Annotated in this window: 17 protein-coding genes; 8 read left to right on the forward strand and 9 right to left on the reverse strand. The window is 72.4% G+C overall.

Features of this window, described 5'->3' with window-relative positions; all coding sequences use genetic code 11:
- Nucleotides 1-53 precede the first annotated feature (53 nt).
- Nucleotides 54-368 (reverse strand): type II toxin-antitoxin system PemK/MazF family toxin, encoded by a 315-nt coding sequence (locus CRP55_RS21360; RefSeq protein WP_097321895.1) that lies wholly within the window; start codon nt 366-368, stop codon nt 54-56.
- A gap of 209 nt (nt 369-577) precedes the next feature.
- Here CRP55_RS21360 and gnd point away from each other — a divergent pair, with 209 nt between their 5' ends.
- Complete coding sequence (gnd, locus tag CRP55_RS21365; protein WP_097322092.1) at nt 578-2,017, forward strand: NADP-dependent phosphogluconate dehydrogenase; 1,440 nt, start codon at nt 578-580, stop codon at nt 2,015-2,017.
- 106 nt (nt 2,018-2,123) lie between these two features.
- Here gnd and CRP55_RS21370 read toward each other — a convergent pair whose 3' ends face one another.
- Together CRP55_RS21370 and pgm are read right to left on the reverse strand one after the other, a co-directional pair.
- Nucleotides 2,124-4,439 carry a putative bifunctional diguanylate cyclase/phosphodiesterase gene (locus CRP55_RS21370; RefSeq protein ID WP_097321896.1) on the reverse strand — a complete coding sequence of 772 codons (2,316 nt, stop codon included), beginning with the start codon at nt 4,437-4,439 and terminating at the stop codon, nt 2,124-2,126.
- A 74-nt stretch (nt 4,440-4,513) separates the two neighbouring features.
- Nucleotides 4,514-6,151, reverse strand: a complete 1,638-nt coding sequence (gene pgm / locus CRP55_RS21375) for a phosphoglucomutase (alpha-D-glucose-1,6-bisphosphate-dependent) (protein WP_097321897.1) — start codon at nt 6,149-6,151, stop codon at nt 4,514-4,516.
- A gap of 119 nt (nt 6,152-6,270) precedes the next feature.
- Here pgm and CRP55_RS21380 point away from each other — a divergent pair, with 119 nt between their 5' ends.
- From CRP55_RS21380 to CRP55_RS21390, 3 genes are all read left to right on the forward strand, one after another.
- Nucleotides 6,271-7,911, forward strand: coding sequence for a copper resistance CopC/CopD family protein (locus tag CRP55_RS21380; RefSeq protein WP_097321898.1), 1,641 nt, complete (start codon nt 6,271-6,273; stop codon nt 7,909-7,911).
- A gap of 73 nt (nt 7,912-7,984) precedes the next feature.
- Nucleotides 7,985-8,323, forward strand: a complete 339-nt coding sequence (locus tag CRP55_RS21385) for an STAS domain-containing protein (protein WP_245923250.1) — start codon at nt 7,985-7,987, stop codon at nt 8,321-8,323.
- Between the two features lie 10 nt (nt 8,324-8,333).
- Entirely contained in the window at nt 8,334-9,122 is a 789-nt protein-coding gene (locus CRP55_RS21390) for a YaaA family protein (RefSeq protein ID WP_097321900.1), read from the forward strand.
- 120 nt (nt 9,123-9,242) lie between these two features.
- On the opposite strand, the gene CRP55_RS21395 is transcribed toward CRP55_RS21390, so the two are convergent.
- Nucleotides 9,243-9,827 (reverse strand): FKBP-type peptidyl-prolyl cis-trans isomerase, encoded by a 585-nt coding sequence (locus CRP55_RS21395; RefSeq protein WP_245923252.1) that lies wholly within the window; start codon nt 9,825-9,827, stop codon nt 9,243-9,245.
- A 402-nt stretch (nt 9,828-10,229) separates the two neighbouring features.
- On the opposite strand from CRP55_RS21395, the gene CRP55_RS21400 reads away from it, so the two are divergent.
- The gene (locus tag CRP55_RS21400; protein ID WP_245923254.1) at nt 10,230-11,123 is read left to right on the forward strand and encodes a hypothetical protein; all 894 of its coding nucleotides are present in this window, start codon (nt 10,230-10,232) and stop codon (nt 11,121-11,123) included.
- A 61-nt stretch (nt 11,124-11,184) separates the two neighbouring features.
- Nucleotides 11,185-16,662, forward strand: a complete 5,478-nt coding sequence (locus CRP55_RS55715; protein ID WP_281260802.1) for an MMPL family transporter — start codon at nt 11,185-11,187, stop codon at nt 16,660-16,662.
- Between the two features lie 93 nt (nt 16,663-16,755).
- Here CRP55_RS55715 and CRP55_RS21410 read toward each other — a convergent pair whose 3' ends face one another.
- The 4 genes from CRP55_RS21410 to CRP55_RS21425 are packed head-to-tail and all read right to left on the reverse strand — an operon-like array spanning nt 16,756 to nt 20,640.
- Nucleotides 16,756-17,751: an NAD(P)H-dependent flavin oxidoreductase gene (locus tag CRP55_RS21410; RefSeq protein WP_097321902.1), complete on the reverse strand. Its 996-nt coding sequence runs from the start codon at nt 17,749-17,751 to the stop codon at nt 16,756-16,758.
- Between the two features lie 36 nt (nt 17,752-17,787).
- Complete coding sequence (locus tag CRP55_RS21415) at nt 17,788-18,990, reverse strand: NAD(P)/FAD-dependent oxidoreductase (RefSeq protein ID WP_097321903.1); 1,203 nt, start codon at nt 18,988-18,990, stop codon at nt 17,788-17,790.
- A gap of 26 nt (nt 18,991-19,016) precedes the next feature.
- Nucleotides 19,017-19,748, reverse strand: coding sequence for an SDR family NAD(P)-dependent oxidoreductase (locus tag CRP55_RS21420; protein ID WP_097321904.1), 732 nt, complete (start codon nt 19,746-19,748; stop codon nt 19,017-19,019).
- Nucleotides 19,749-19,752: 4 nt separating this feature from the next.
- On the reverse strand, nt 19,753-20,640 hold the full coding sequence (locus CRP55_RS21425) for a DMT family transporter (protein WP_097321905.1): 888 nt from the start codon (nt 20,638-20,640) through the stop codon (nt 19,753-19,755).
- 112 nt (nt 20,641-20,752) lie between these two features.
- On the opposite strand from CRP55_RS21425, the gene CRP55_RS21430 reads away from it, so the two are divergent.
- Nucleotides 20,753-21,640 carry a LysR family transcriptional regulator gene (locus CRP55_RS21430; protein ID WP_097321906.1) on the forward strand — a complete coding sequence of 296 codons (888 nt, stop codon included), beginning with the start codon at nt 20,753-20,755 and terminating at the stop codon, nt 21,638-21,640.
- A gap of 23 nt (nt 21,641-21,663) precedes the next feature.
- Nucleotides 21,664-23,073: an SDR family NAD(P)-dependent oxidoreductase gene (locus CRP55_RS21435; RefSeq protein WP_245923256.1), complete on the forward strand. Its 1,410-nt coding sequence runs from the start codon at nt 21,664-21,666 to the stop codon at nt 23,071-23,073.
- 5 nt (nt 23,074-23,078) lie between these two features.
- Here CRP55_RS21435 and CRP55_RS21440 read toward each other — a convergent pair whose 3' ends face one another.
- A complete protein-coding gene (locus tag CRP55_RS21440) occupies nt 23,079-25,826 on the reverse strand; it encodes an AfsR/SARP family transcriptional regulator (protein WP_218854659.1) in 2,748 nt (915 codons plus the stop codon).
- Nucleotides 25,827-26,000 lie beyond the last annotated feature (174 nt).

Consider the following 26,000-nt stretch of genomic DNA (forward strand, 5'->3'; position numbering starts at 1 on the left):
ACCTGCGGCGAACATCGGCCCCCGTCACACGAACGGGGTGGGCCGAACGGATCTCAGAGCTCGAAGAGGGACCGCATGGCCTCGGTCAGCCGGGCCATGCTCTGGCCGGTGACCATGCCGATGCGCTCCGCGCCGATGGCGGCGGGCAGGCGGCGCATCCGGTTGACGACCACGACGCCGGTGATCGGGTCCTGCTCGGTGAGGGCGACCGCGAACGGCGGGAGCTCGGTGACGCCGCGCTGGCGGACGATCGGCGCGCAGAACGGCGAGGCGTTCTTGCGGTCGTTGAGGGTGTCGGCCGAGAGCACCAGCACGCGGTATCGGAGATCGGTCCGGTTGCCGATGGTCCAGATCTCGCCGCGCTTCATCTCTGGCCGCGTTTCATCTTTGGCCGCGCTTCATCGATCAGTAGGTCCCGCTCGGCATGCGGTGAAGCCTACCGCGCAGGGATCTTAGGCCACGTCCAGCCCACGCGCCGGGCCGCCAATAAATGAGAACCGGGGAACACGGTCGAACCACTCCCGCAATCCACCCGTAAGAATGAGCGCGTGGCTAGAGCGACGGAAGGGTGTCAGTGATGACGGAGAAGGCTCAGATCGGGGTCACCGGCCTCGCGGTTATGGGGCGCAACCTGGCCCGCAACTTCGCCCGTCACGGGCACACCGTGGCGGTGCACAACCGCTCGTACAACCGCACCAAGGAGCTGGTCGAGGAGTTCGGGCACGAGGGCACGTTCATCGCGTCCGAGAGCGCCGAGGACTTCGTGGCCAGCCTGGAGCGCCCCCGCCGCGTGGTGATCATGGTCAAGGCCGGCAAGCCGACCGACGCCGTGATCGACGAGTTCGCCCCTCTGCTGGAGGAGGGCGACATGCTCATCGACGCCGGCAACGCCCACTACCTGGACACCCGCCGGCGTGAGGCGGCGCTGCGCGAGCGCGGCCTGCACTTCGTCGGCACCGGCGTGTCCGGTGGCGAGGAGGGTGCGCTGCACGGCCCGAGCATCATGCCCGGCGGCTCCAAGGAGTCGTACGAGGCGCTCGGCCCGCTGCTCGAGGACATCTCGGCCAAGGTCGACGGCGAGCCGTGCTGCGTGCATGTCGGCCCGGACGGCGCCGGCCACTTCGTCAAGATGGTGCACAACGGCATCGAGTACGCCGACATGCAGCTCATCGCCGAGGCGTACGACCTGCTGCGCCGCGTCGGCGGTCACTCGCCGGCCGAGATCGCCGACGTGTTCCGGGGCTGGAACGAGGGGCGCCTGGGCTCGTACCTGATCGAGATCACGGCCGAGGTGCTCAAGCAGGTCGACGCGTCCTCGGGCAAGCCGTTCGTCGACATCGTGCTCGACCAGGCCGAGCAGAAGGGCACCGGCCGCTGGACGGTCCAGGCCGCCCTCGACCTGGGCGTGCCGGTCAGCGGCATCGCCGAGTCGGTCTTCGCCCGGGCATTGTCGGGTGGCGCCGACGTGCGCCAGGCGGCGGCCGACGCCGGCCTGCCCGGCCCGTCCGCGACCACCGGCGCCCACGCCGGTGACCTGCAGGCCGACGTCGAGCAGGCGCTGTTCGCCTCCAAGATCGTCGCCTACGCGCAGGGCTTCCAGCAGATCCAGGCGGCCAGCAAGGAGTACGGCTGGGAGATCGACCCGGGCGCGATGGCCAAGATCTGGCGCGCGGGCTGCATCATCCGGGCCAAGTTCCTCGACTTCATCAAGCAGGCCTACGACAAGTCCCCTTCGCTGGCCACGCTGCTGGTCGACCAGTACTTCCTCGACGCCGTGAGCGGCGCCCAGGACGCGTGGCGCCGGGTCGTGGCCACCGCCGCCGCGCAGGGCATCCCGTCGCCGGGCTTCTCGTCGGCGCTGGCGTACTACGACGGCCTGCGGGCCGAGCGCCTGCCGGCCGCCCTGATCCAGGGCCAGCGCGACTTCTTCGGCGCCCACACGTACCACCGCGTCGACAAGGAGGGCTCGTTCCACACGCTGTGGGCGACCGACGACCGCAAGGAAGTCTCCGCCTAGGTTTTCCACAGCTCCGCGGTCGTCCACAGCCCGCCCGCACGATCTTGCGCTTTTCGGTCAGACTGGTGCCGGACGGGGGCCCCCTCGGGAGGGTGGGCCGTGGGCGTCACGCGGCGTACATCACCGGGGCCGGCGCGTTCGAGCTCATCAGCGCGCCGGCATCCTCGGCGGGCAGCGGCTTCGCCATGTAGAAGCCCTGGCCCAGCCGGTAGCCCATCTCGCGCAGACGTTCCAGCTGCGCCAGCGATTCGATGCCCTCGGCCACGGCCGACAGCTGCAGATACTCCGCCAGCTGGGCCACCGCGGCGGCCACCGCCAGGCGGCCCCGGTCCTCGCCGTCGGTGATGCCGTCGACGAACGACTTGTCCAGCTTCAGCACGTCGACCGGGAACGCCCGCAGCAGCGACAGCGACGACTGGCCGGTGCCGAAGTCGTCGAGCGCCAGCCGCACCCCCATCTCGTGCAGCGCGTGCAGCGTCTCGCGCACCTGCCGGCCGTCGGCCACCGACGACTCGGTCACCTCCAGCACCAGGTTCTGCGGCAGCAGGCCGGTCTCGCTGAGCACCGCCGCCACCTCGTCCACGAAGCCGGACTCGCGCAGCTGGCGCACCGCCACGTTCACGTTGATCGCCTTGATCGCCCCGTCGCCGTGCTCGCGGCGCCAGCGGGCGAGCTGCTCGCACGCCTCCCGCAGCACCCACGACCCGAGCGGCACGATCAGGCCGGACCGCTCGGCGACCGGGATGAAGTCGCCCGGCGAGACGAAGCCGCGCACCGGGTGCTTCCAGCGCACCAGCGCCTCGGCACCGTGCAGCCGGCCGGTGACGATGTCGAAGACGGGCTGGTAGAGCAGGTACAGCTCGCGCCGGATGATGGCGTTGTGCAGCTCGCTGCCGAGCCGGGCGTGGCTGACCACGTCGGCCCGCATCCGCGGCTCGAAACGGGTCCAGGCCGCCTTGCCGCCCTCCTTGGCCGCGTACATGGCGATGTCGGCGTTGCGCAGCACCTCGTCCGCGGTGTCGCCGGGACCGGCGATCGCGATGCCGAGGCTGGCGTGGGCCAACAGGTGGTGCTCGCCGACCCGGAACGGCTCGGCCAGCGCGGCCAGGATCCGACCGGCCGTGGCCTCGGCCGACGACGGCTCCTCCACGTCGAGCAGCACGGCGAACTCGTCGCCGCCGAGCCGGGCCGGCAGCTCGCCCTCGGCGCTGGTGGCCCGCAGCCGCTGGGCGATCTGGTAGAGCAGCTGGTCGCCGATCGCCGGCCCCATCGAGTCGTTGATGGTCTTGAAGTCGTCGATGTCGATGAGCAGCGCCGTCGCCGGCCGGTGGGCGGCCAGGCGTTCGGCCAGCACGGCGCTGAACCGGGTGCGGTTGGCCAGCCCGCTCAGCGGGTCGGTCATGGCCAGCTGCTCCAGCTGGGCCTGCTGCTCCTGGAGCCCGGCCAGCAGCTGGCGGTTCTCGCGCAGGCCGAGCAGCTGCCGGAGCACGACCAGCGCGGCGATCAGGACGGCGCCGACGATGACGGTCAGGTCGCGGCCCTTCATCTCCTGGGCCGACACCGCGGTGACCAGGGCGGCGGTGGCCAGCACGGCCACGAAGGGAAGGAATTCGTACACCGAGCGGCGGCCGCGCACCTTGAGCACCGCGGTCCGCAGGTGCACGCGGCGCTGGCGGTGGGCCGCGGCCGCGAAGGACAGCGCCACCAGCGGGCTGCCGAGCACCGAGAGCACCAGCCGGGACGTGTCGTCGCCGGCGATCAGCAGCACGGCCAGGGCGACCGCGACCATCGGGGCGATGGTCAGGATGCGCAGCGAGAGCGGGTCGACCGGCGCGTCCTTGCGGGCCGCCGCCTTGCCGATCACCACCAGGCAGAGCAGGCCGGCCACGCCGACCACACCGGCCGCGGCCCGGGTGACCAGGTCGGCGCCGGACGAGGCGTAGCTGAGCACGACGTACCAGAAGACCAGGGTGCCGGCCACGGCCACGGTGGCGCCGTCGAGCAGCACCCGCGACCAGCCCAGCAGCGTGCGGTCGCCCATCGGCAGCCGCAGGAAGGCGGTCATCGCCCACAGCACGCCGGTCAGCAGCGGCACGGCGACGTAGAGCGACATGCCGGCGTTGTTGTTGGCCAGCGCCAGGGCCGTCGACGAACCGATCAGCAGGATGAAGGCGGCGTGCCCGAGCTGGCGCCAGAACGCGCGCACCACCCGGGGCAGCACCACCGTCGAGCCGAGCCGCTGCAGCGAGAAGGTGGCCGCGACCAGGGCGATCGGCCCGCCGATGTAGCCGTAGACGACATCGGCGGGGTCGCGCACGACCAGCCACGCGACGACCGCCAGCGTGGCGACCGCCGCGACCACCAGCGGCGCCAGGGCGCCGCCACCCGCGCGGATCGCGGCGGGCTTCACGGCCTCAGTCATGCGTGTCTACGGCTCCCGGATAGGTGGTTCCCTACCGCCTACCTGTCGGCCGCAACGTCTCTTTCCTGAGGAGATCAGCCTTTCAGCGCGGTGCCGACCACGGCGCGGGCCTCCTCCTGGATCCGGGCCAGGTGGTCCGGGCCCTTGAACGACTCGGCGTAGATCTTGTAGACGTCCTCGGTGCCGGACGGGCGGGCGGCGAACCAGCCGGACGCGGTGGCCACCTTGAGACCGCCGATGGCCGCGCCGTTGCCGGGAGCGCTGGTCAGCACGGCCGTGATCGGCTCGCCGTCGAGCTCCTTGGCGGTGACCTGCTCGGGCGAGAGCTTGGCCAGGATCGCCTTCTCCTCGCGGCTGGCCGGCGCGTCGATGCGCGCGTAGGCCGGCTCGCCGAACTTGGCGGTCAGGTCGCGGTAGTGCTCGCTGGGCGTGCGGCCGGTGACCGCGACGATCTCCGAGGCCAGCAGGTCGAGCAGGATGCCGTCCTTGTCGGTGCTCCACGGGCCGCCGTCGCGGCGCAGGAACGAGCCGCCGGCGCTCTCCTCGCCGCCGAAGCCGATCGAGCCGTCGAGCAGGCCCGGCACGAACCACTTGAAGCCCACCGGCACCTCGTCGAGGCGGCGGCCCAGGCTCTCGGCGACCCGGTCGATCATCGAGGAGGAGACCAGGGTCTTGCCGATGGCGGCGGCCGACGGCCAGTCCTTGCGGGCGCCGAACAGGTAGTTGATGGCCACCGCGAGGTAGTGGTTGGGGTTCATCAGTCCGGCGTCGGGGGTGACGATGCCGTGCCGGTCGGCGTCGGCGTCGTTGCCGGTGGCGAGCTGGAAGCGGTCCTTCTGGGCGATCAGCGACGCCATGGCGTACGGCGACGAGCAGTCCATCCGGATCTTGCCGTCCCAGTCGAGGGTCATGAAGCCGAAGGTCGGGTCGACGTTCGGGTTGACCACGGTCAGCTCCAGGCCGTACCGCTCGCCGATCGCGCCCCAGTAGGCGACGCTGGCCCCACCCAGCGGGTCGGCGCCGATGCGCAGGCCGGCGGCCCGGATGGCCTCCATGTCGATGACGGCGCCGAGGTCACCGACGTACGAGTCGAGGAAGTCGAAGGCGTCGACCTTGTCCCGGGCCCGCGACGCGGGAATCCGCCGGACCTCCTTGAGACCGCCGGCGATGATCGCGTTGGCCCGGTCCTGGATCCACTTGGTGGCGTCGGTGTCGGCCGGCCCGCCGTTCGGCGGGTTGTACTTGAAGCCGCCGTCGTCCGGCGGGTTGTGCGACGGGGTCACCACGACACCGTCGGCCAGCCCTGAGGTGCGGCCGCGGTTGTAGGTGAGGATCGCGTGTGACACGGCCGGCGTCGGCGTGTAGCCGTCGCGGCTGTCGATCAGCGTGGTCACGTCGTTGGCCGCGAACACCTCGATCGCGGTGATCATCGCGGGCTCGCTGAGCGCGTGCGTGTCGCGGCCCACGAACAGCGGCCCGTCGGTGCCCTGCGCCTTGCGGTACTCGACGATCGCCTGGCTGGTGGCGGCGATGTGGTCCTCGTTGAAGGCGGTGCGCAGCGACGAGCCGCGGTGCCCGGACGTGCCGAAGGTGACGCGCTCGCCCACCACCTCGGGGTCGGGGTGCTCGGTGTAATACCGGGAGACGACCTTGGGCACGTCGATCAGATCGCGCGGCTCGGCGGGCTTCCCGGCGCGGGGGTTGACGGACATGACGGTCTCCTCTTCCTGGCGGTGCGCGGACCTGCCGTGAGCGTATCCATACCGACTACCCCGGGCATCCGCACGGTAAGCCGTTGAACCATTTCGGCTCGTTATCCGAACCACTACCTGTGAAGCGCGTGCTCCTCCTGCTCCTGGTGGCCCTCGGTGTGCTCGCGGTGCCGGCCTCCCCCGCGCAGGCGCACGCGTCGCTGCTGGGCGCGGTTCCGGCCCCCGGCAGCATCGTGGGCACGTCGCCGACCGAGATCGTGGTCACCTTCAGCGAGGCGGTCACGCCGGTCTCCGGGCGCATCCAGGTGATCTCGCCGGACGGCAAGCGGATCTCCGGTGAGGCCCGGGCGACCGGGTCCACGCTGCGCATTCCGGTGCGCAAGGCCGACCAGCCGCTCGGCACGTACCTGGTCAGCTACCGGGTGATCTCGGCCGACAGCCATCCGATCGGCGGGGCGCTGACGTTCTCGGTGGGCGCGCCCTCGACGCGGCCGGCCGATCCCGGCCAGGCCGGGACCCATCGTTCGGTCACTCTGGTCACACCGGTCACGCGCTTTCTGGGGTACGCCGGGTTGACGCTGGCCGCCGGTCCCGCGCTCTTCCTGGCGGTGCTGTGGCCGCGCCGCCGCTCCCGGGCGGGTGCGATCAAGGTCGTCTACGCGGGGCTCGGGCTGATCGGGGTGTCCGCGCTGGCCTCCCTGTGGGCGCAGGCGCCGGCTAGCAGCGGCGCCGCCCTGTGGGACGTCTCGGCGCGCGAGCTGGGCGAGGTGCTTTCCAGCTCGTACGGCGTGACGCTGCTGGCCCGCATCGGCGTGCTGGCCGTGATCGCGGGCCTGCTGCCGCCCCTGTTGCGCGGCGGCGCGGGCCGGGTCCGTGCGCCGGCTGTCGTCGTGCTGGCGCTGGCCGGCATGACGACGTGGCCGCTGACCGGGCACGCGGCCGCCTCGCCGCTGGCCGGGGTGATCGTCGCGTCGGACGTGGTGCACATCGCGGCCATGGCCGTCTGGCTCGGCGGCCTGGTCACGCTGACCGTCTTCCTGCTGCGCCGCACCGACCCGCGGGTGCTCGGCGTGATGCTGCCGGTCTGGTCGCGCTGGGCCGCGCTGGCCGTGGTGTGGCTGGTGGCCGGCGGCGTCGTGCAGGCGGTGGTCCAGGTCGGCTCGATCGGCGCGCTGTGGCAGACCGGGTACGGGCGGTTGCTGCTGGCCAAGGTGGCGGTGCTCGCGGTGACGCTGGCCTTCGCGTGGTTCGCCCGCAAGCTGGTGCACCGCGCGCCGGGTGCGACCGGGCTGCGCCGCACGGTCGGCGTGGAAGTGCTGGCCACGGTCGTCATTCTCGGGCTGAGCTCGGTGCTGGTGCAGGTCAACCCGGGGCGCAGCGCGGCCGTCGACCAGGGCGCGGTGCGCGAGCAGGGCGTGTCGCAGACGCTGACGTCGCCGCTCTACACCCTCCAGTTCAACATCTATCCGGTCGAGATCGGCGACAACAACACGATCCACGCCTTCGTCTACACGCCGGCCGGGGCGCCGCTGCCGGCCGACGAGTGGAGCGTCACGTCGCGGCTGCTCGACCACGACGTCGAACCGGTGACGCAGCCGCTGCTCGGCCTGATCCCCCGCCATCACGCGGTCGGCGCGATCGCCTTCCCGTTCCCGGGAACGTACGAGATCAAGTTCACGGTCCGCATCGGCGAGCTCGACCAGGCGACGGTGAAGACGACCGTGGCCGTTCCGGCCGGTTCCGTTCCCGCATCCAGGTGACTTTCGTTCACCGATTGGGCAGTACCTCGGCGACGCCTCTCAGGAGGCCGGAAACGGGGAGGAACTCGTGCACGTGTCCGTGGTGGATAACGCCGACGAATCGGTCGTCATCACCGTGCGAGGCGATCTCGACATCGACAGCAACACCGTACTGACCACCACGCTCGACCAGGTGCTCGACCGGCCGGCTCCGATGGTCATCGTCGACCTGTCCGGGGTCGGGTTCTGCGATTCGACCGGGCTGAGCGCGCTGGTCATCGGGCACAACCGGGCCCGGGCCGACGGCGGCTGGCTCCGGCTGGCCGCGCCCAGCGACTTCCTCGGGCGGCTGCTCGACACGGTCGGGCTGACGCCGCGCATCTCGGTCTATCCGACGGTGGCCGACGCCCTGGCCGACCGGAACCCGGACTAATCTCACCGGCGTGCTGATCCTCCTGCCGCCGTCCGAGGGCAAGACCCCCGCCACCTCCGGTTCCCCCGTCGACCCGTCCGGGCACTGGCTGCCCGCGCTGGCGCCGGCCCGCAAGCGGGTGCTGTCGCGGCTGGTGGCCATGTGCAAGCGGACCAGCGCCAGGTCGGTGGCCGAGTCGCTGGCGACGCTGGGGCTGAGCGCGGGGCAGGCCTCGGAGATCGCGCTGAACGCGGCGCTGCTGGAGGCGCCGGCGGCGCCGGCGGCCTCGATCTACAGCGGGGTGCTGTACGAGGCGCTGGACGCGCCGTCGCTGGCGCCGGCGGCCCGATCCTGGCTCGACGAGCGGGCGGTCGTCTTCTCGGGGCTGTGGGGTGTGGTCCGGCTGGACGACCGGATCCCGGCCTACCGCTGCTCGGTCGGTGTGACGCTGCCGTCGGTGGGCGGGCTGACCGCGTACTGGAAGAAGGTCCTGCCCAAGGCGCTCGACCCGCTCGAGGGGCCGATCCTGGATCTGCGCTCGGGCGCGTACGGGGCGATGTGGACGCCGGGGGCGGACGCGGCGACGGTCCGGGTGCTGCACGAGCGTGTGGTCGACGGGGTGGCCAAGCGCTCGGTGGTGAGTCACTTCAACAAGGCGACCAAGGGGCGCGTCGTGCGCTCGCTGGCCGAGGCCGGGGTGACGCCGACGTCGACCGACGAGGTGGTGGGAGCGTTGCGCGATCTGAAATACCGGGTCGAGGAGCATCCGGTGGCCGTTGGCAAGCCACGGCAGCTCGACATCGTGGTTGATGCGCTTTGACCGTGACCCCACGAACCGGCCGGAAGCCGGTGAGGAGGGTGAGTTGCACCCAGCTGGTCGCTATGGCGGGTTCCGCCAGGATTTGGCGGAACCCGCTGATCCCGTATCTCTGAATGCTTCTTATTGGGCGGCGAGGATGTCGACGACGAAGCGGAGATCACCCTGCTGCTCGCCGTAGGCGAGGGCGGCGGGGACGTCGAGCTGGACGCGGCTGCCGACCTTTTGCCCGGGAATGCCCTCGTCCCAGCCCTTGATGACGGCGCCGACGCCGATCGGCGTGCTGAACGGCTCGCCGCGTGACCAGGACGAGTCGATCACCTGGCCGGTGGTGTAGCTGACCAGCTTGTAGTTGGCGGTGATCGTCTGGCCCTTCTGCACGGCCGGGCCGGTGCCGGGGACCAGAACGGTGACGTCGAGCTTCGTCAGCTTGCCCTCGCCGGCCTTGACCTCGGGCTCCTTGGCCAGCGCGGCCGGCGTCTCGACCTTGGCGGCGGTCGGAGCGGGCGCGGCGGTCTCGGTCGGCTGAGCCGCTTCCGCGGGCGCGGCGGCCGACGTCGGAGCGGCCGCGGCGGGCGCGGTGCCGTTCGCGTCGTCGTCGCCGGAACGGACGGTCACGAAGACCGCGACCAGCACGGCGATCACGGCGACGCCGGCCACGGCACCACCGATGGCCTGGCCTCGCCGTTTCTTGGAGTCGGTGTTCACGGGGCTAGCGGTCGGGTAGCTCATATGTCGTCGACTCTCCTGTATCACGCCGGTCCGGAAACTTCGGACACGATACGCGCTTTACGCGAATACGCCGCGTGAAACCTCCACCGAACCGCCGAGGCGGGTGATCCCCCGTCCGGACGGTCACGCATCCCGCTCTTCACCGTCACACGGCGAAGTGAGATCGTGTGCGTCTGTCAGGGCCTGTCCTGCCGATCAAGCGAGTGCGAGGCGAGGTCCAGGTGGTGGCTGGCGTCGGGCGCGGCGCGCCGGCATCCCGGTGTTGGATGTCGGTGTGTCGCGGCTGCCGTCAGGCGCCGCCTGGGCCACGCCGCAGCCCCGCTTGATCGGCAGGACAGGCCCTGGGCCCCCTCACCAAATCCCCCGCAGGAGTTTCGCTTGTCCCCGCGCCGACGCCCGACGGGTCATCGGGCCGTTCCCCGACGGCGGGACGACGCGCCGCCGCTGGACGGCCTCGACACCGGCGGCCGGCGCAAAGAGGTGCTCTCCTCGGCCGCGGTGATCCTGGCCGGGGTGCTGCTGGTGATCGGGTTCGGCTTCGTGGCCACGCGCGCGATGGTGCACAAGGACGAGGCGCTGCCCCCGGTCGACCCGCCGGCGCCGGCGCTGGGCGACCTGCGGCTGCCGTCGGCCGGCACCGGCCTGATCCCGCTGGGCAGCGCGTCGCCGTCACCGTCGCCGACACCGCCGAAATCGCCGGTCTTCCGCAGCCCCACCGCCGACCCGGGCAGCGTCCGGATCACGCAGGCGGAGGTCCCGGCGACGGTCGACCTGACCGCCGAGGGCAAGGCGGACTGGGTCCACTGGGGACTGAACGGGACATTCTCCCTGGAACGGGCGGCCGGTGGCGGCTTCAAGATCCTCGAGGGGGCGCCGACGGCGCCCCGGTTCCGTCACGAGCTGAGCCCGCAGCGCTTCAGCTGGAACGGCGGCAGCCCGGTGGCGGTTAGCCCAGGCACGACAACGGGCATTCGGACGTGCGGTAAGGGCAACGGCTTCACCCTCTCGGTGCCGGCCGGGCCGGCGCCGAGGACCTTGAGGTTGTACGTGGGTTCGCTCGCGGCCCGCGGAAAATTGACCGCCCGGCTCTCCACGGGCACGGCCGGCGGCTCTATCGTGCTCGATCAGCGTACCGGGGCGCTGCGGACGGCGGTGCTGACCGTGGCGTACCACGCACCGAAGAGCGGGCAGATGCAGTTGAACTGGACCACCGACGCGACCTACGGCAAGGGGTGCGGCGGGGTGGCCCTGGAAGCGGCGACGCTTCGATGACGTGCTTGCATATCGGGCCGGCCGGGAAGCGCCGGCCGTAGGCGACAAAAGGGGTTACTAGGTGTTCGCGGGCTTTGGATCGTGGGTGGCCCGCTTCCGGTGGCCGGTGCTGGCCGTCGCGCTCGTCGCGGTGATCAGCGCAGGCGTCTGGGGGCTCGGTGTCTTCGGGCAGGTGTCCGAGGGCGGCTACAACGACCCGAACAGTGAGTCCTCCCGGGCCGCCGAGGCGGCCACGGCGGCGTTCGGGGCGCAGGGCGGCGACCTCGTCGTGATCTACACCCCCACCAAGGGCAAGATCGACGACGCCGCGCTCGGCAAGCGGGTCCGTGAGCGGCTGGCCGCGCTGCCCAAGACGGCGGTGACCGGCTCCACGTCGTACTGGCAGACGCGCAGCGCCCAGTACGCGGCCAAGGACAAGTCCAGCGCCGTCGCCGTGGTCACCCTGGCCGGTGCGGACGACGGGGCCAAGCTCGACGCGTACCGCGAGGTCGACGACAAGTTCGGCGTCGAGGGCGCCAAGGTCCAGCTGGCCGGCGCGACGGTCCTGGCCGACGCGTCGACCACGCGCTCCACGTCCGACCTGGGCAAGGCCGAGGCCATCTCGCTGCCGATCACCCTGATCCTGCTGCTGTTCATCTTCGGCTCGCTGGTCGCGGCGGCCCTGCCGGTGCTGGTCGGCGGCGCCGCGGTGCTGGGCTCGCTCGGCATCCTGCACGCCATCGCCTCGCACCACGAGGTCAACTCGTTCGCGGTGAACGTGGCCTCGCTGCTCGGGCTGGGCATGGCCATCGACTACGGCCTGTTCATGGTCGGCCGCTTCCGCGAGGAGCAGGCGGCCGGGCGCTCCCCGGCCGAGGCGGTCCGCCGTACGGTGGCGACGGCCGGTCGCACGGTGCTGTTCTCGGCCACGCTGCTGATGATCGCGCTGGCCGGGCTGCTGCTGTTCCCGCAGGGCTTTCTCAATTCCTTGGCGTACGGGGGTCTGGCCGCCGTCGGCCTGGCCGCCCTCCTGTCGCTGACCCTGCTGCCGGCGGTGCTGGCGGTGCTCGGCCCGCGCGTCGACAAGCTGCCGGTCCGCCTGCCCTTCTCGGCCGGCGACCCCGACAAGTCGTTCTGGGCCCGGCTGGCCACCGGTGTGCTGCACCGCCCGGTCTTGGTGGCGGTGCCGATCCTGGCCGGCCTGATCCTGCTCGCCCTGCCGATCGGCGGCGTCCGCTTCGGCGAGGCCGACGAGCGCACCCTGCCCGCCGGCGACCCCGGCCGCCAGGCCATCGAGACCCTCCAGGCGAGCTACCCGCAGTTCGCCGGCGACGGCGTGCAGATCGTGCTGCGCGGCCAGGGCGACACGTCGAAGTTCGCGGTCCAGCTCCGCCAGATCCCCGGCATCGCGCAGATCACCCCCGCCCAGCGGGCCAAGGACACGACGGTCTTCACGGCCACCCTCACCTCGACCGACCCGTTCAGCACCGAGTCGCGCGACGTGGTCGACGGCATCCGGGCGCTGCCGGTGCCGGCCGGCGTGGAGCTCCTGGTCGGCGGCACGACCGCCCGCAACATCGACAGCCTCCAGGCCACGGCCGACAAGCTGCCGCTGATGATCGGTCTGCTGGTCGGGGCCACGCTGATCCTGATGTTCCTGGCCTTCGGCTCGATCCTGCTGCCGATCAAGGCGGTGCTGATGAGCGCGCTCAGCCTGAGCGCCACCTTCGGCATCCTGGTGTGGATCTTCCAGGACGGCCACCTGGCCGGCCTGCTGAACGTGACACCGGCGCCCCTGGAAGCGGGCATCGTGGTGCTGATGGCGGCCGTCGTGTTCGGCCTGTCCACCGACTACGAGGTGTTCCTGCTCTCCCGCATGGTCGAGGCCCGCACGCAGGGCGCCACCTCCAAGGAGGCGGTGACGACGGGCCTGGCCCGCACCGGCCGCGTGATCAGCGCCGCGGCCCTGCTGCTCATCGTGGTGACGGGCGCCTTCGCCCTCTCCTCGGTCACCACGATGCGCTTCGTCGGCGTCGGCATGATCGTCGCCCTGGTCCTGGACGCCACGGTCGTCCGCATGCTGCTGGTCCCCGCCGTCCTGGGCCTGATGGGCAACGCGGCCTGGTGGGCCCCCGGCCCCCTGAAGCGCCTCCAGCAGAAGGCCGGCCTGTCCGAACACGCGGGCGAACTCCCGGCCGGCCGCCACGCCGCCACCGACGACACCCAGGTCCTGGCCCTCCCGGCGGGCCCGGCCCCGACCTGGCTGACGCCGTTCTTCGACGAGCCCAGGGCCCTGCCCGGCGCCTCATCGCCGTTCGCCCTCCCCTCCGGCACGGACACCGCCGCCACCCAGGTCTTCCCCCGCATAACCGACGACGAGCCCATCGACGCCGAAATCATCCCCGACCCACTCCCCACCGACTCCCCCACCGCCGGCTCTCCCGCCGACGACACCTCTACCGCTGACTCCTCCGCCGGCGACTTGCCCACCGTCGGCGCCTCCGCCGCCGGCTCTTCCGCTGAGCCGACCACCGACTCCTCGGCCGAACCGGCTGCCGATTCCTCCGCCCAGACCGCCGACCACTCGGCCGAGCCTGCCGGAGCGACCGCTGCCTCGTCCGGCACCACCTCGGCCACCGCGACGTCCGACGCCACCGCGACATCCGACGCCACCTCGACGTCCGACGCCGCCGCGGCCGTCGCCGACCTCGGCGCGGACGACCGCACGGCTGCCTACCCGGTGATCGGAGCCCGCGCCGAGCCCGCCGCCGACGACCGCACCGCCGCCTACCCCGTGATCGGATCAGGCAGCGGCGCCTCAACCAGCTCTCCCTCGCCGTCTCCGGCCGCATCCTCCTCAGAACCGTCGTCGTCCTCCGAAGCCTCGCCGACCGTCGACAAGTCGGATTCGTCCGCCATATCGGATTCGTCCGTGAAGTCGCCGTCGCCCGCAGAGCCGACCTCGCCTGCGGAGTCCCGCTCGGCCGCGGAGCCCTCTTCGCCCGCAGAGCCCTCCTCGCTCGCAGAGCCCTTCTCGCTCGCGGAGTCGGCTTCCTCGGCGAAATCGCACTCGTCCGCGGAGGCGCCCCCCTTCACGGAGTCGTCTTCGCCCACGGCGTCGTCTTCGCCCACGGCGTCGTCTTCCTCCGCGCAGTCCCCCTCGCCCGCAGAGCCGACCTCGTCCGAGGCGGATGAGGCGCCCGCTGCGGCCGACACTGCCCTCGAGAAGCCTTCAGCCGACTCGGTCGAATCCCGGCTGGTCGAGGCCGCGGCCGCCGAGGCCGTTCGCGCCGGCATCGAGCGCGCCCAGGCCGAGATGGCCGCCGACGAGGCCGACGCCGCCTACGCCCACGCCCCCGACCCGGTCTCCGTGCGGTCGACCACCGACACCACCACCTCCGACCCCGACGACGACATCATCGACGCCGAGATCATCGAGGACGACGACCTCCCCCGCGGCTCGGTCTACCCCAGCTCGACCGGCTTCCTCCTGCCTTCGGAGCCTTCGAACGGCTCCACCTACAGCAGCAGCAACTACACCGACTACTCAGCACCCGACGAGTTCTTCTTCACCTCGTCCACAAGCACTTTCACCAGCGCTTTCGCCCTACCGGCCGAACCCGACCCGGTAGACACTTCCGCACCCACCCCGTTCTTCGGCGACCGCCCCGAGGCCCCCACCTTCTTCCGGGAGCCTTTGGCCCTGCCCCCGATCCCGCCCACCGCCACCGACTTCGAGCGCACCCGGGCCCTGTCCCCCGCCGACCTCGAAGCCGCCCGCACCACCCCACCGGCCGAGCCTGCAGCGCAGCCCACAACCGAGGCCGACGATCACGTCGAGGCCGGGCTCGACGTCACCAGCCGGTTCGAGGCACCCGACCTCGAAGCGACAACCCGCTTCACCGCCCCCGACCTGGCTTCGACCCGCCGCATCCCCGCTTCGCAGATCAATAAGGCCCTCGAGGAGCCCGCACCGACCGCCGAGGACGTACCGGCCCCACCCGTCGCCGAGCCCTCCCTGCTTTCGAAGCGCCCGGCCCCACCCGCCGAAGCCCCACCCACGGCACCCGCCCAGTCCACCCCCCTGCCCCGCCGCCAGCCCCTCCCCGACCCAGAGCCCACACCCCAGCCCTCACCCGCAGCCGAGACTCCATCCGCTTTCCCGACACCGCTCGCGGCAGAGTCCTCGTCCACGTTCCCGGCCCAGACACCACTCGCGGAAGAGGCGTCGCCAGCTGCGCCGGCGCGACTTTCGCCCGCGGCCGACGCCCGGCCCGCCGCTCCGGCCGCGCCTCCGCTCGCGCCTGGGGTTCGGCGCAGCATGCCGGCCCCGACCGGGCCGACCGCCGACACCCAGTCGACTGCTTCCGCGCAAGCGCCGCTCGCGGATGACGCCCCGTCCGTCATCCCGGCCCCGCCGGTGGCTGAAGCCGCGCCCCCGGCACCGGCCGAGGCGAGTCCGCTGCCGCGGCGGCGGACGCTGGCTGACGTCGACCCGTTCCGTGCGAGTCCGGAGCCTCTGCCTCAGCGCGCGTTCCAGGCCGACCCGCTGCCGCGACGTCAGCCGTCCGAGGCGGATCCGTTCCGGGCCAACCTCGATCGGCCGCTTCCGCAGCGCCCGGCCCAGCCCGAACTGCCCGCCGCGAGCTCGGCACCGGCGGAGTCGAAGCCATCGGCGTTCCCCGCCCTTCCAGCCCTGCCGGTGGGCCGGGGTGATCGGCCGACGGATCTGAGCAGCTACCTCCCGCAGCGCCGCGCCGACATCCCGGCCCAGCGCCGCCCTGAGGAAGCCGCCCAGCAAGCGCAGTCGGCACAGCCCGCTTCGTCCGCCCAGTCGGCACAGCCCACCCAGCCAGCCCGGCCGGCCCAATCGGCACAGACCGCCCAGTCCGGCCTCCCCGCCCAGTCGGAACAGACCGTCAGGCCCACGCCGCCAGCTCAGCCGACACCCGCCGCTCAGCCGGCACCGGCCGCCCAGCCCACGCTGCCCGCTCAGGCGACGCTGCCCGCTCAGGCGACACCGGCCGCCCAGCCCACGCTGCCCGCCCAGCCCACACCGGCCGCTCAGGCGACACCGGCCGCCCAGCCGACACCGGCCGCCCAACCCACGCTGCCCGCCCAGCCCACACCGGCCGCTCAGCCCACGCTGCCGGCTCAGCCCGGTCTGCCGGTCCAGCCGGCCGGCGTGCGCAGGCCGGCGTCGCTTGCGGATCAGCCGCTGCCGCACCGGTCGGGGCGTAACGAGGCCTCCTTCTCCGAGTCGGCGCCGGGCATGCCGGAGTTGCCCTCGTTCCCGGCGCCCCGGGCTCTGCCTCCCGCGCCCGTTCGCCGGCCCGCGGATCTCGGCGACCACCTGCGGGAGACCCGCCCGGCCGATCTGGCGCAGTACAGCCGGAGCCGCCCCAAGCCCGCCGGCACCGACGAGGGCCCCGGCGGCGGTCGCCGGCCCGAGACCCTGGCCGAGGTCAAGCCCACCCGGCGACCGGCCAGCCTCGCCGACCAGATCCCGGCCCGTCCGCGCCCCGTCGGCGCCTCCGACGACCCGGAAGCCGCGAACTGACGAACCACACACCGGCTGGCGAGCCGGCACCCGTCAGAAGCCCGCGGCGGCACGACGCCGGTGGGAGCCGCGCGGGCAACGGGTGGCTCGCGGTCAGGGGCGGTAGCGGCCCAGCATCTCCGACGCCTGGGCGGTGATGTCGGCGATCACCGAGGCGGCGCTTTTCACGCCGTCGATCAGGCCCACGCCCTGGCCGGCCAGCAGGGGCATCTCCTCCAGGTCGCCCCTCGTCACCCGGGTCGGCACCAGGTTGGAGAAGCGCGGGATCTCGATCTCGGGGCCGCCCAGGCTGGTGTGCCCGATCACCGGGCGTTCGGCGCCGGGCGGGGGCTGCCGCGGCCATTGCTCGGTCACCCGGTTGCTCAGCACCCGCATCGGGTTGAACTCTGGTGTCTCGGGGCCGAACAGCGACGTACGCACCGTCTCCGTCGCCCTTGCCGTGACCAGCCTCTCCTTGTAGCCGTCGTGGGCTCCGGACTCGTCGGTGGCCACCAAGCGGGTGCCGATCCACGCCCCGTCCGCGCCCAGCATCAGGGCCGCCGCCAGCCCTCGCCCGTCCGCTATCGCGCCCGCGGCCAGCACCAGCGCCGGGCTGACCGCGTCCACGACCAGCGGCACCAGCGCGAACGTCGGCAGCGTCGCGTAGTTGTGCCCGCCCGCTTCCACGCCCTGCGCCACCACCAGGTCGACGCCGTCGTCCACCGCCTGCTTCGCCGCGTCCACCGAGCCGACCTGTTCGAAGACGCGGACGCCGGCCTCGTGCAGCCGGTCGATCCACGTGCGCGGCGGGTGTCCCCAGTGGAATGACGCCGCCGCCACCGAGGCGGCGCCGGCCGCGTCGATCTGGGCGTCCTGGGTGAAGCCGGTGATGAAGTTGACGTGGAACGGCCGGTCGGTGCCCGCCTTGATGCCGGCGATGGTCTGTGCGAGCGCCGGCGCCGGCATGAGGCCGGCGCCGAGCGCTCCCATGGCCCCGGCGTTGCTGACCGCGACCGGCAGTTCCGGCGTCATGGCGACGAACGCCATGCCGGCCTGGGCGATCGGGGTGGAAAGCCCGTACTCCTCGGTGAACCTGGTTCGCAGCTCCATCCGACCGACGATGGCACGGCCGGCCCGCCGGGCCTGTCAGCCGAGGGACAGCAGCCGGCCCACGTTCTCCGGCGCGAAGAACTCCGCCGGTGAGGTGATGCCCGAGTTGAGCCGGGCGAACGCGTCCTGTCCTTCCCGCGTGCCGGCCAGGGCCGACATCAACTGGACGGTCTGCTCGTCCGGCGGCTGCAGCGAGGCGATGCCCAGGGTCATCTGGTAGACCGGCATGGCGCGGGCGTCACGCTTGGCCTGATATCCGGACAGGGCTTCGTCGTACGGCTTGGTGCCGCTCAGCGTCGTGTCCAGCGCCTCGGCCAGTCCTTCGGCGTCGAGGAAGGCGTCGGTGATGCCCTGCGCGGTGATGAAGTCGCGGTTGTATCCGGCGTCGCCGACCAGCGCCCAGCCGGGCCCCCACGGCGTACGGAAATAGTTCGGCACCGCCATGCCGGAGATCCGCTCCTCGCGTTTGGCGTCGCGGATCCGCTCGGCGAACGACGGCGACAGCGCGAACGTCTCCATCAGCGTCGCCTCGACGTCGTCGCGGTGCTCGGCCATCTCGGCGTGCGGCCAGCCGCCGATCACCAGGGTCAGGTCGTCGTTGGTCGGGCACACCGCCCAGCCGCGGCCGGGGCGGCTGTACGCCTCGAACGTGTCGGTCGGCAGGTTGCTCCAGTACGAGTAGTAGCCGACCGTCAGGGGCGGCCGGTCTTCGTATACAGCCGCCTCGACCGTCTTGGCCACCACCGAGTTGCGCCCGTCGGCGCCGACCACCACGCGGGCCCGTTCGGTCACCGGCGTCCCGCCCGGTCCGCGCCCGCGGATGCCGGTGACCCGGCCGTCCGAGACGAGCACCTCGTCGACCGTGAAGTCTTCGCGCACCTCGGCGCCGGCTTCGGCCGCGCCGTCGATCAAGATCTTGTCGAGGAGGGTACGGCGGGGGGCGTACGCGTAGGGGGACTCGGCGCTGCCCGGTGCGCCGGACAGCGTGATCGGCCCGAAGTCGAACGAGTACCGGCCCACCGGCGGGCATCCGGTGGCCGCCACCTTGTCGAGCAGCCCCCAGCGCTGGAGCGCGGCCGCGCCCGGCGGGTGGATGACGTGCGTCGACACCGTGTCGCTGGGAAAGGTGGCCCGGTCGACCAGGAGCGTCCGATATCCCCGGCGGGCCAGCAGCATCGCGAGAGGTGACCCGGCGCAGCGCGCCCCGACCACGATGACGTCGTACGTCGTTTCCGTCATCAGGCCATAGTGGAAGATGACCGCGGTCAGCGGAAGACCAGTCCCCCGCCTACTTCGATCACCTGGCCGGTGAGCGCGGCCGAGCCGTCGGAGACGAGCAGGCGTACGGTCTCGACGAGATCTTCCGGCACGATGGGCCGGGGCACCGCCTGCCGGGCCAGCAGCGGCGAGTGGGCTTCCTGGTCGTGGCCTTTCGCAAGCTCGGCCTCGCCCTCCGTGCGGATCGCGCCCGGCGACAGCGCGTTGACCGTGACGCCGTGCGGCCCCAGCGCGTGGGCCAGTGATCGGGTCAGCCCGATGAGCGCCGCCTTGCTGGACACATACGCCGGCCCCGACGGCCCGCCCATCACGACGGTCGGCGAGACCACGTTGACGATGCGGCCCCAGCCCCGCGCCGCCATGCCCTCGCTGAGCGCCTGAGCGAGCAGCATCGGCGCGGTCACGTTCACCGCGAAGGTCTGCGACCACTCGTCGTACGTCAAATCGGAGAAATCGACGTTCGAGGCGCGCGCCGCATTGTTGATCAGGATGTCGACCGGACCGGCTTCCGCGGCGAGCCCGCGGACGGCGGCCGGATCGGACAGATCGGCCTCGAGCAGAGCAGCGGAGGCGCCCAGGTCCCGGCAGCGCTGAGCCACCGCGGAAGCCTCCGCGGAGGCGTCCAGGTGGTGCAGCAGCAGGGTGTCCCCGGGGCGAGCCAACCCGACCGCGATGGCCGCGCCGATCCCGCGCCGGGCCCCGGTGATCAATATCCGCATGCCGTCACCCTACGGCGACCGCCGACGGCTCGGGCGCGACCGCCCGGGCCGGTCGCGTCGAGAGCCAGCACCCCGCCGCCACCAGGGCGAATCCCGCGATCGTGCTCACGCCGAGGTGCTCGTTCAGCAGGATCACGCCGAGAAGAACGGCAACGACCGGGTTGACGTACGTGACCAGGCCCGCCCGCGCCGACCCGACGAGCCCGATGAGCTGGTAGAAGGCGAGCAGTGCGACCGCCGTACACAAAAGACCCAGAACCACCAACGAAGCCCACGCCGAACCGGAGACCGGCGAAGCCGGCAGGGCGAACACCGCGAAGGGCGCCAGGACGACCGCACTGATCCCCGTGGTCGCGCCGGTCAGGGCCTCGGTCGGCACGTCGGCCAGCCGGCGCTGGACCAAAATCGTCGCCACCGCGTAGCTCAGCGTCGCCACCAGCACCATGCCCGCGCCGATCAGGCCCCAGCGGTCGCCCGACAGGTCGAGGCCGACCAGCAGGGCCACCCCGCCGAAGCCCACCGCCAGCCCGGCGATCCGGATCGGGCTGAGCGGCTCCCGGCGGGCCATGAGCAGGGCGATGACGACCGGCTCGATCGCGATCAGCAGGCCGGTCAGCGAGGAGCTGATGTGCGTCTCGCCGTACGTGATGAGCAGGAAAGGCCCGGTGATGTGCACGAAGGAGAGGACGACGACCGGGCCGAGGTGGCCGCGCAGGCGGGCGAGCGTGCCCCGCGCGGCCGCGATGGGCAGCAGGATCAGCGCGGCGATGGCGATGCGGCCGGCCACCACGAGCAGGGGTGAGAGGTCCTCGATGGCGACCTTGATGAGGAAGTAGGGGATGCCCCAGAGCAGGGAGACGAGCAGGAAGAGGAGCCAGGCGCGACGATTCACACCTCGAGCCTCGTCGCCTACGGTAGTAAGCGGTAGTACCTACCTACTGATGTGGCCGTTAGAAAAACTTATCTTTAGTCCGCTTAAGGGCGGTGGCGGGGAGGTTGGACGGGTGATCGACGTACGGCGCCTGCAGATCCTGCGGGAGGTGGCCCGGCTCGGCAGTTTCAATCGGGCCGCCACCACCCTGCGCATCACGCCGTCCGCCGTGTCCCAGCAGATCAGCGCCCTCGAGCGCTCCCTGGGCACGGCCGTGGCGATCCGGAGCACACGCGGCGTCGAACTCACCGAGGCCGGCCGGGTCCTGGTCGACGCCGGCGACGCCATCGCGGCCGAGCTGGCCAGCGCCGAACACGAGATCGGCCGCCTCGCCAAGGCCGACACCGGCAAGCTGACCGTCGCCACCTTCACCAGCGGCGGCCAGCGTCTCCTGCCGGCCGCCCTGACCCGTTTCGCCCAGGAACGGCCCGGCGTCGAGCTGGCCGTCCTCGAGAACGAGCCCGAGGACGCCGTCCCGCTGGTCCGCGAGGGCGCGGCCGACCTGGCGCTGGTCTACCACTACGACGGGCCGCCGCCGCAGCCCGCCGGCCTGTGCTTCACGCCGCTGATGGCCGACCCCATGTGGATCGCGCTGCCCGACGGCCACCACCTGGCCGGCCGGGACGCCGTCACCGTGGCCGACCTCGCGGCCGAGCGCTGGGTGCACGGCTGCCTGGTCGTCGGTGACATGCTCGACCACTACGCGGCCATGGCCGGCTACGAGCCGCGGGTGGCCTGTCGCGGCACCGACTACGTCTTCGCGCAGTCGCTCGTGCGGGCCGGCGTCGGCATCAGCATGATCCCCGAGGTGGCCCTGACCAGCGGCGTGACGACCGTTCGGCTGCGGCCGCCGTGCCCCACCCGTTACATCGGCATCGTGATGCCGAAGCGCCGCCCCAACCCGCTGGCCGAAATCCTGGCCGAGGCCCTTGAGAAGACGGTCGCCGCGCTCGATAAGTAAAGTGGTCCACCGCAGGTTTGACGATGAGAGATAAGGGCAGCATGTCGGAGAAAAGGGTCGATCCCGAGCGCCTGGCGCTCTGCCTCGCGGTGCTCGCCGAGGTCGAGTCCCTGCCCGTGGAGCACCCCGACGCCGTGGCCGTGCGCCGGGCCACCGCGGGCATCTACAAGACGGCCAAGCTCCAGCGCCGCCGCGACCGCCGCGACGCCATCCTGGAGAACGACCGCACCGTGACCGCGTCGACCGCCACCGGCGCCCCCGGCCGCATCGACGACGAGACCGCCGGCATCCCGCTCAAGAGCACCGCCAGGGCCGCCGTGGCCGGCGTGCTGCGCCAGGCCCGCGGCTGCTACATCTGCAAGCAGCGCTACACCCAGGTCGACGCGTTCTACCACCAGCTGTGCCCGGCCTGCGCCGAGAAGAACCACGACCGCCGCGACGCCCGCACCGACCTGACCGGCCGGCGGGCCCTGCTCACCGGCGGCCGCGCGAAGATCGGTATGTACATCGCCCTGCGCCTGCTCCGCGACGGCGCCGACCTGACGATCACCACCCGTTTCCCGCACGACGCGGTCCGCCGCTTCAAGGCCATGCCCGACAGCGCCGACTGGCTCAAGCGCCTGCACGTGGTCGGCATCGACCTGCGCGACCCGGCCCAGGTGGTCGCCCTGGCCGACTCGGTCGCGGCCCGCGGTCCGCTGGACATTCTGATCAACAACGCGGCTCAGACCGTACGCCGTACGCCCGGCTCCTATTCGGCCATCACGGCTGCCGAGAAGGAGCCGCTGCCCTCCGGCGACCTGCCCCAGCTCGAATACATCGGCAGCGTCGGCGCCTCGCCGGCCGCCGTGCTGACCACCGGCGCCTTCACCCCCCAGCAGGTCACCGAGCTGGCGCTGACCGCCCGCTCGCTGACCATCGACGCCGGCGGCCTGGTCCCCGACACCACGTCGACCAACAGCTGGAGCGACCGGGTCCACGAGGTCGACGCGCTGGAGCTCCTGGAGGTACAGCTCTGCAACGTGACGGCCCCGTTCATCCTGGTCAGCCGCCTGCGCGAGTCGATGACCAGGTCACCGTTCCCCCGCCGCTACGTGGTCAACGTCTCGGCCATGGAGGGCGTCTTCAGCCGCGGCTACAAGGGCGCCGGCCACCCTCATACGAACATGGCCAAGGCCGCCCTGAACATGCTCACCAGGACCAGCGCGGTCGACCTGTTCGCCGACGGCATCCTCATGACCAGCGTCGACACCGGCTGGATCACCGACGAGCGCCCGCATCCGACCAAGATGCGCCTGCACGAGGAGGGTTTCCACGCCCCCCTCGACCTGGTCGACGGCGCCGCCCGCGTCTACGACCCGATCGTCCGCGGCGAGCTGGGCGAGGACGTCTACGGCTCTTTCCTCAAAGACTACGAGCCAATGCCTTGGTGAGTACGTCAGTCATCGAGCCGGCGTAGCAATTCCCGGACGCTGGAGAGACTCGGGTGGTCGAGCGCCGTCAGCAGTTGTTCCGCCTCGGTCCAGGCGACGCGCGCCGCGTCGAGCTGCCCGGCCGCGTGGTGAGAGTCGCCGAGGTGCACCAGCAGATCGGCGGCGAACGCGTCGTGATGCAGGGCCCGGGCCGCGGTGAGGCCGTGCTGGTAGCAGTCGACGGCCTCGGCGAGGTGACCGAGGTGGTGGTGGGCGTATCCCAGGCTGTCCCAGGCGCCGGCGGCGCCGTGCAGGTCGTCGTCCGCCTCGAAGAGCTCCAGCGCCTGCCGGCAGTACGGCAGGGTCTGCTCGAACTCGCCGAGCAGCGCGTGGTACCACCCGACCGCGTTCAGCGCCTCGGCGTGCCCGGTCCGGTCGTCGGTGCCGGCGTAGAGCTCCAGAGCCTGCCGAGCGTGCTCGAGGGCGGTCGCGGGCTGCTTCTGCTGGCCACACAGGTACGCCAGGTGGTGCTGGGTGCGGGCCTGGCCGATGCGGTCGCCCGCCGTCGTGAAGAGCTCCAGCGCGCGCTTCAGGTTGTCGTCCGCCTCACCGTAGCGGCCGAGCCGGATGCAGGCCTGAGACAGGTTGCGGTGCCCGTAGGCGCGCGCCGGTAGCTCGCCGAGGCGGCCCGCGCACGCGATGCCGATCGGCCAGGCCTCGACCTGATCGTGCAGATGGCCCTTCCGGGCGGAGTAGGTGTCCACCGCCCAGGCCAGCTGCCACGCGAGCCGGTCGAGCCCCGCCGCGGCGGCCTGCCGCAGGGCGGCCAACAGGACGGCGCGGTGCTCGCCGTACCAGGCCATGGCGGCGCCGAGGTCCTTCAGCCGCTCCGGGCGCGCGCCGGCGGCCGGCTCGCCGAGGGGCAGCGCGATGGGTTCACGGGTCGGGTTGAGCAGGCGATCCGCCGCGTACGCGGTGTGCGTGTAGTGATCGAGCAGGCGGACCGTGGCCGACCGGCGGACGTCCTCCGGGTCGTCGCGGCGGGCCAGCTCGGCGGCGTACTCGCGCAGCAGGTCGTGCTGGCTGTAGCGGCCGAGGGCGTACTCGGTGACCAGGCTGGCCCGGGTCAGCTCGCGCAGGGGCGCGCGGAGGTCCCGCTCCGGCAGCCCGGCCAGGCTGCTCAGCGCGGGCACGTCGAAGTCGGGTCCGGCGGCGAGACCGAGCAGCCGGAACAGCCGCGCGGCGGGCCCGCTCAGCGCGGCGTACGACCACGAGAGCACCGCCCGCACATCACTGGCCGGGTCGCCGGCCTCCAGCGCGGTCAGCCGGTCATTGGCCTCGCTGAGCTCGGCGGCGAGCGCGGTCAGGGGAAAGTTCGTCTGCCGGGTCCGGGCCGCGGCGATCGCCAGCGCCAGCGGCAGCCGGGCGCAGGCCGTGATCACCTGATCGAGGGCGCCGCGCTGAGCCACGGCCGCCGGCCCGAGCCGGTTGATCAGCAGCTCCTCGGCCTCCACCCAGGACAGCAGGCCGAGCGGCACGGAGGACGCGCCGTCGGCCAGCAGACCGGTGAGGTGAGCCCGGCTGGTCACCACGACGGCGACGGTGGCGGTGCCCGGCAGCAACGGCCGGACCTGCTCGACGTCGCGGGCGTTGTCCAGCACCAGCAGCAGCCGCCGGCCGGCGACCACGCTGCGGTACAGGGCGGCCTGCGCGTCGAGAGTGGCCGGCACCCGCTCGGGCGCGACGCCCAGCGCGTCGAGCAGGCTGCGGAGCGCCTCCTGCGGGGAGACGACCTGTCCGGTGGGGCCGAAGCCGCGCAGGCTCAGGAAGATCTGGCCGTCCGGAAAACGGGACCGGACCTGGTGGGACCAGTGCACGGCCAGGGCGGTCTTGCCCACCCCGGCGGTGCCGGACACCACCGCCACGGCCATCGCCGTCTCCGCGAGCAGATCGTCCAGCGCGTGCAGGGCCCGGGCCCGGCCGGCGAAACCGGGAACGTCCGCCGGCAGTTGGGCCGGCACGACAACGGTGACCTGGGCTCCGGCGGGTTCGCCCCGCAGAATGGCCTGGTGCAGGGCCTGCAACGTGGCGCTGGGGTCGGCGCCCAGCTCCTCGGCGAGCCGGCGGCGGAACTCGGCGTAATAGGCCAGCGCGTCGGCGGGCCGCCCGGCGGCGGCATAGGCACGCATCACCACATCGGCCAGCGGCTCGGTCAGCGGGTGATCGACGGCGAGCTCGGCCAGTGGCCCGAGCACCGCGAGCGGGCTGCCGGCCCGCAGCTCGGCGAGCCCCCAGTCCACCGTGGCGGCGAGATACTGCTCCCGGTACGCGTGCCGGGAGCGCTCCACCCAGCTGCCCTTCAACCCGTCGAGCGGCTCCGCCCGCCACAACCCGCGGGCCGCGCGCAGCAGCGTCAGCGCGGTGGCCGGGTCGGCGCCGCGGGCACGCCGCACGTGGTCGGCGAACCGGTGGGCGTCGACGCGTTCGGGCGCCACGTCGAGCACGTAACCACTGGAGCGGCGCAGCAGACGGGCCGGCGGTGTGCCCGCCGCTTCGGCCAGCACCCGCCGAAGGTGCGTGATGTGCACCTGCAGCACCCGGCCCGCCGTTGGAGGCGGCTCGTCCCACACGCGCGCGGCAAGAGCCTCAAGGGTGACCGGCCGGCCCGCATCGACCGCCAGGGCCGCCAGCGTGTGCCGTCGCTGCGGCGGGCCGAGCTCGACCGCCCGGCCGTCCGCCCAGATCTCCACCGGACCCAGCAGGCGGACCTCCACCCCGGTCCCCCATCCTCGAACGCCGACACTCCCCAGTGGACCAGCCTCACATCCGCCGGCCCCGGCGACAACATTTTATTAACAGCGAGGCCCCAAGCTTGGTCTCACCACGAACGGGCCGGGCCATGGAAAGACGGGGGTGGCTCGGCCCTGTTCACGGCCGCGCAGATGCTT

The organism is Paractinoplanes atraurantiacus, from assembly GCF_900215205.1.
Classification (GTDB): Bacteria; Actinomycetota; Actinomycetes; order Mycobacteriales; family Micromonosporaceae; genus Actinoplanes; species Actinoplanes atraurantiacus.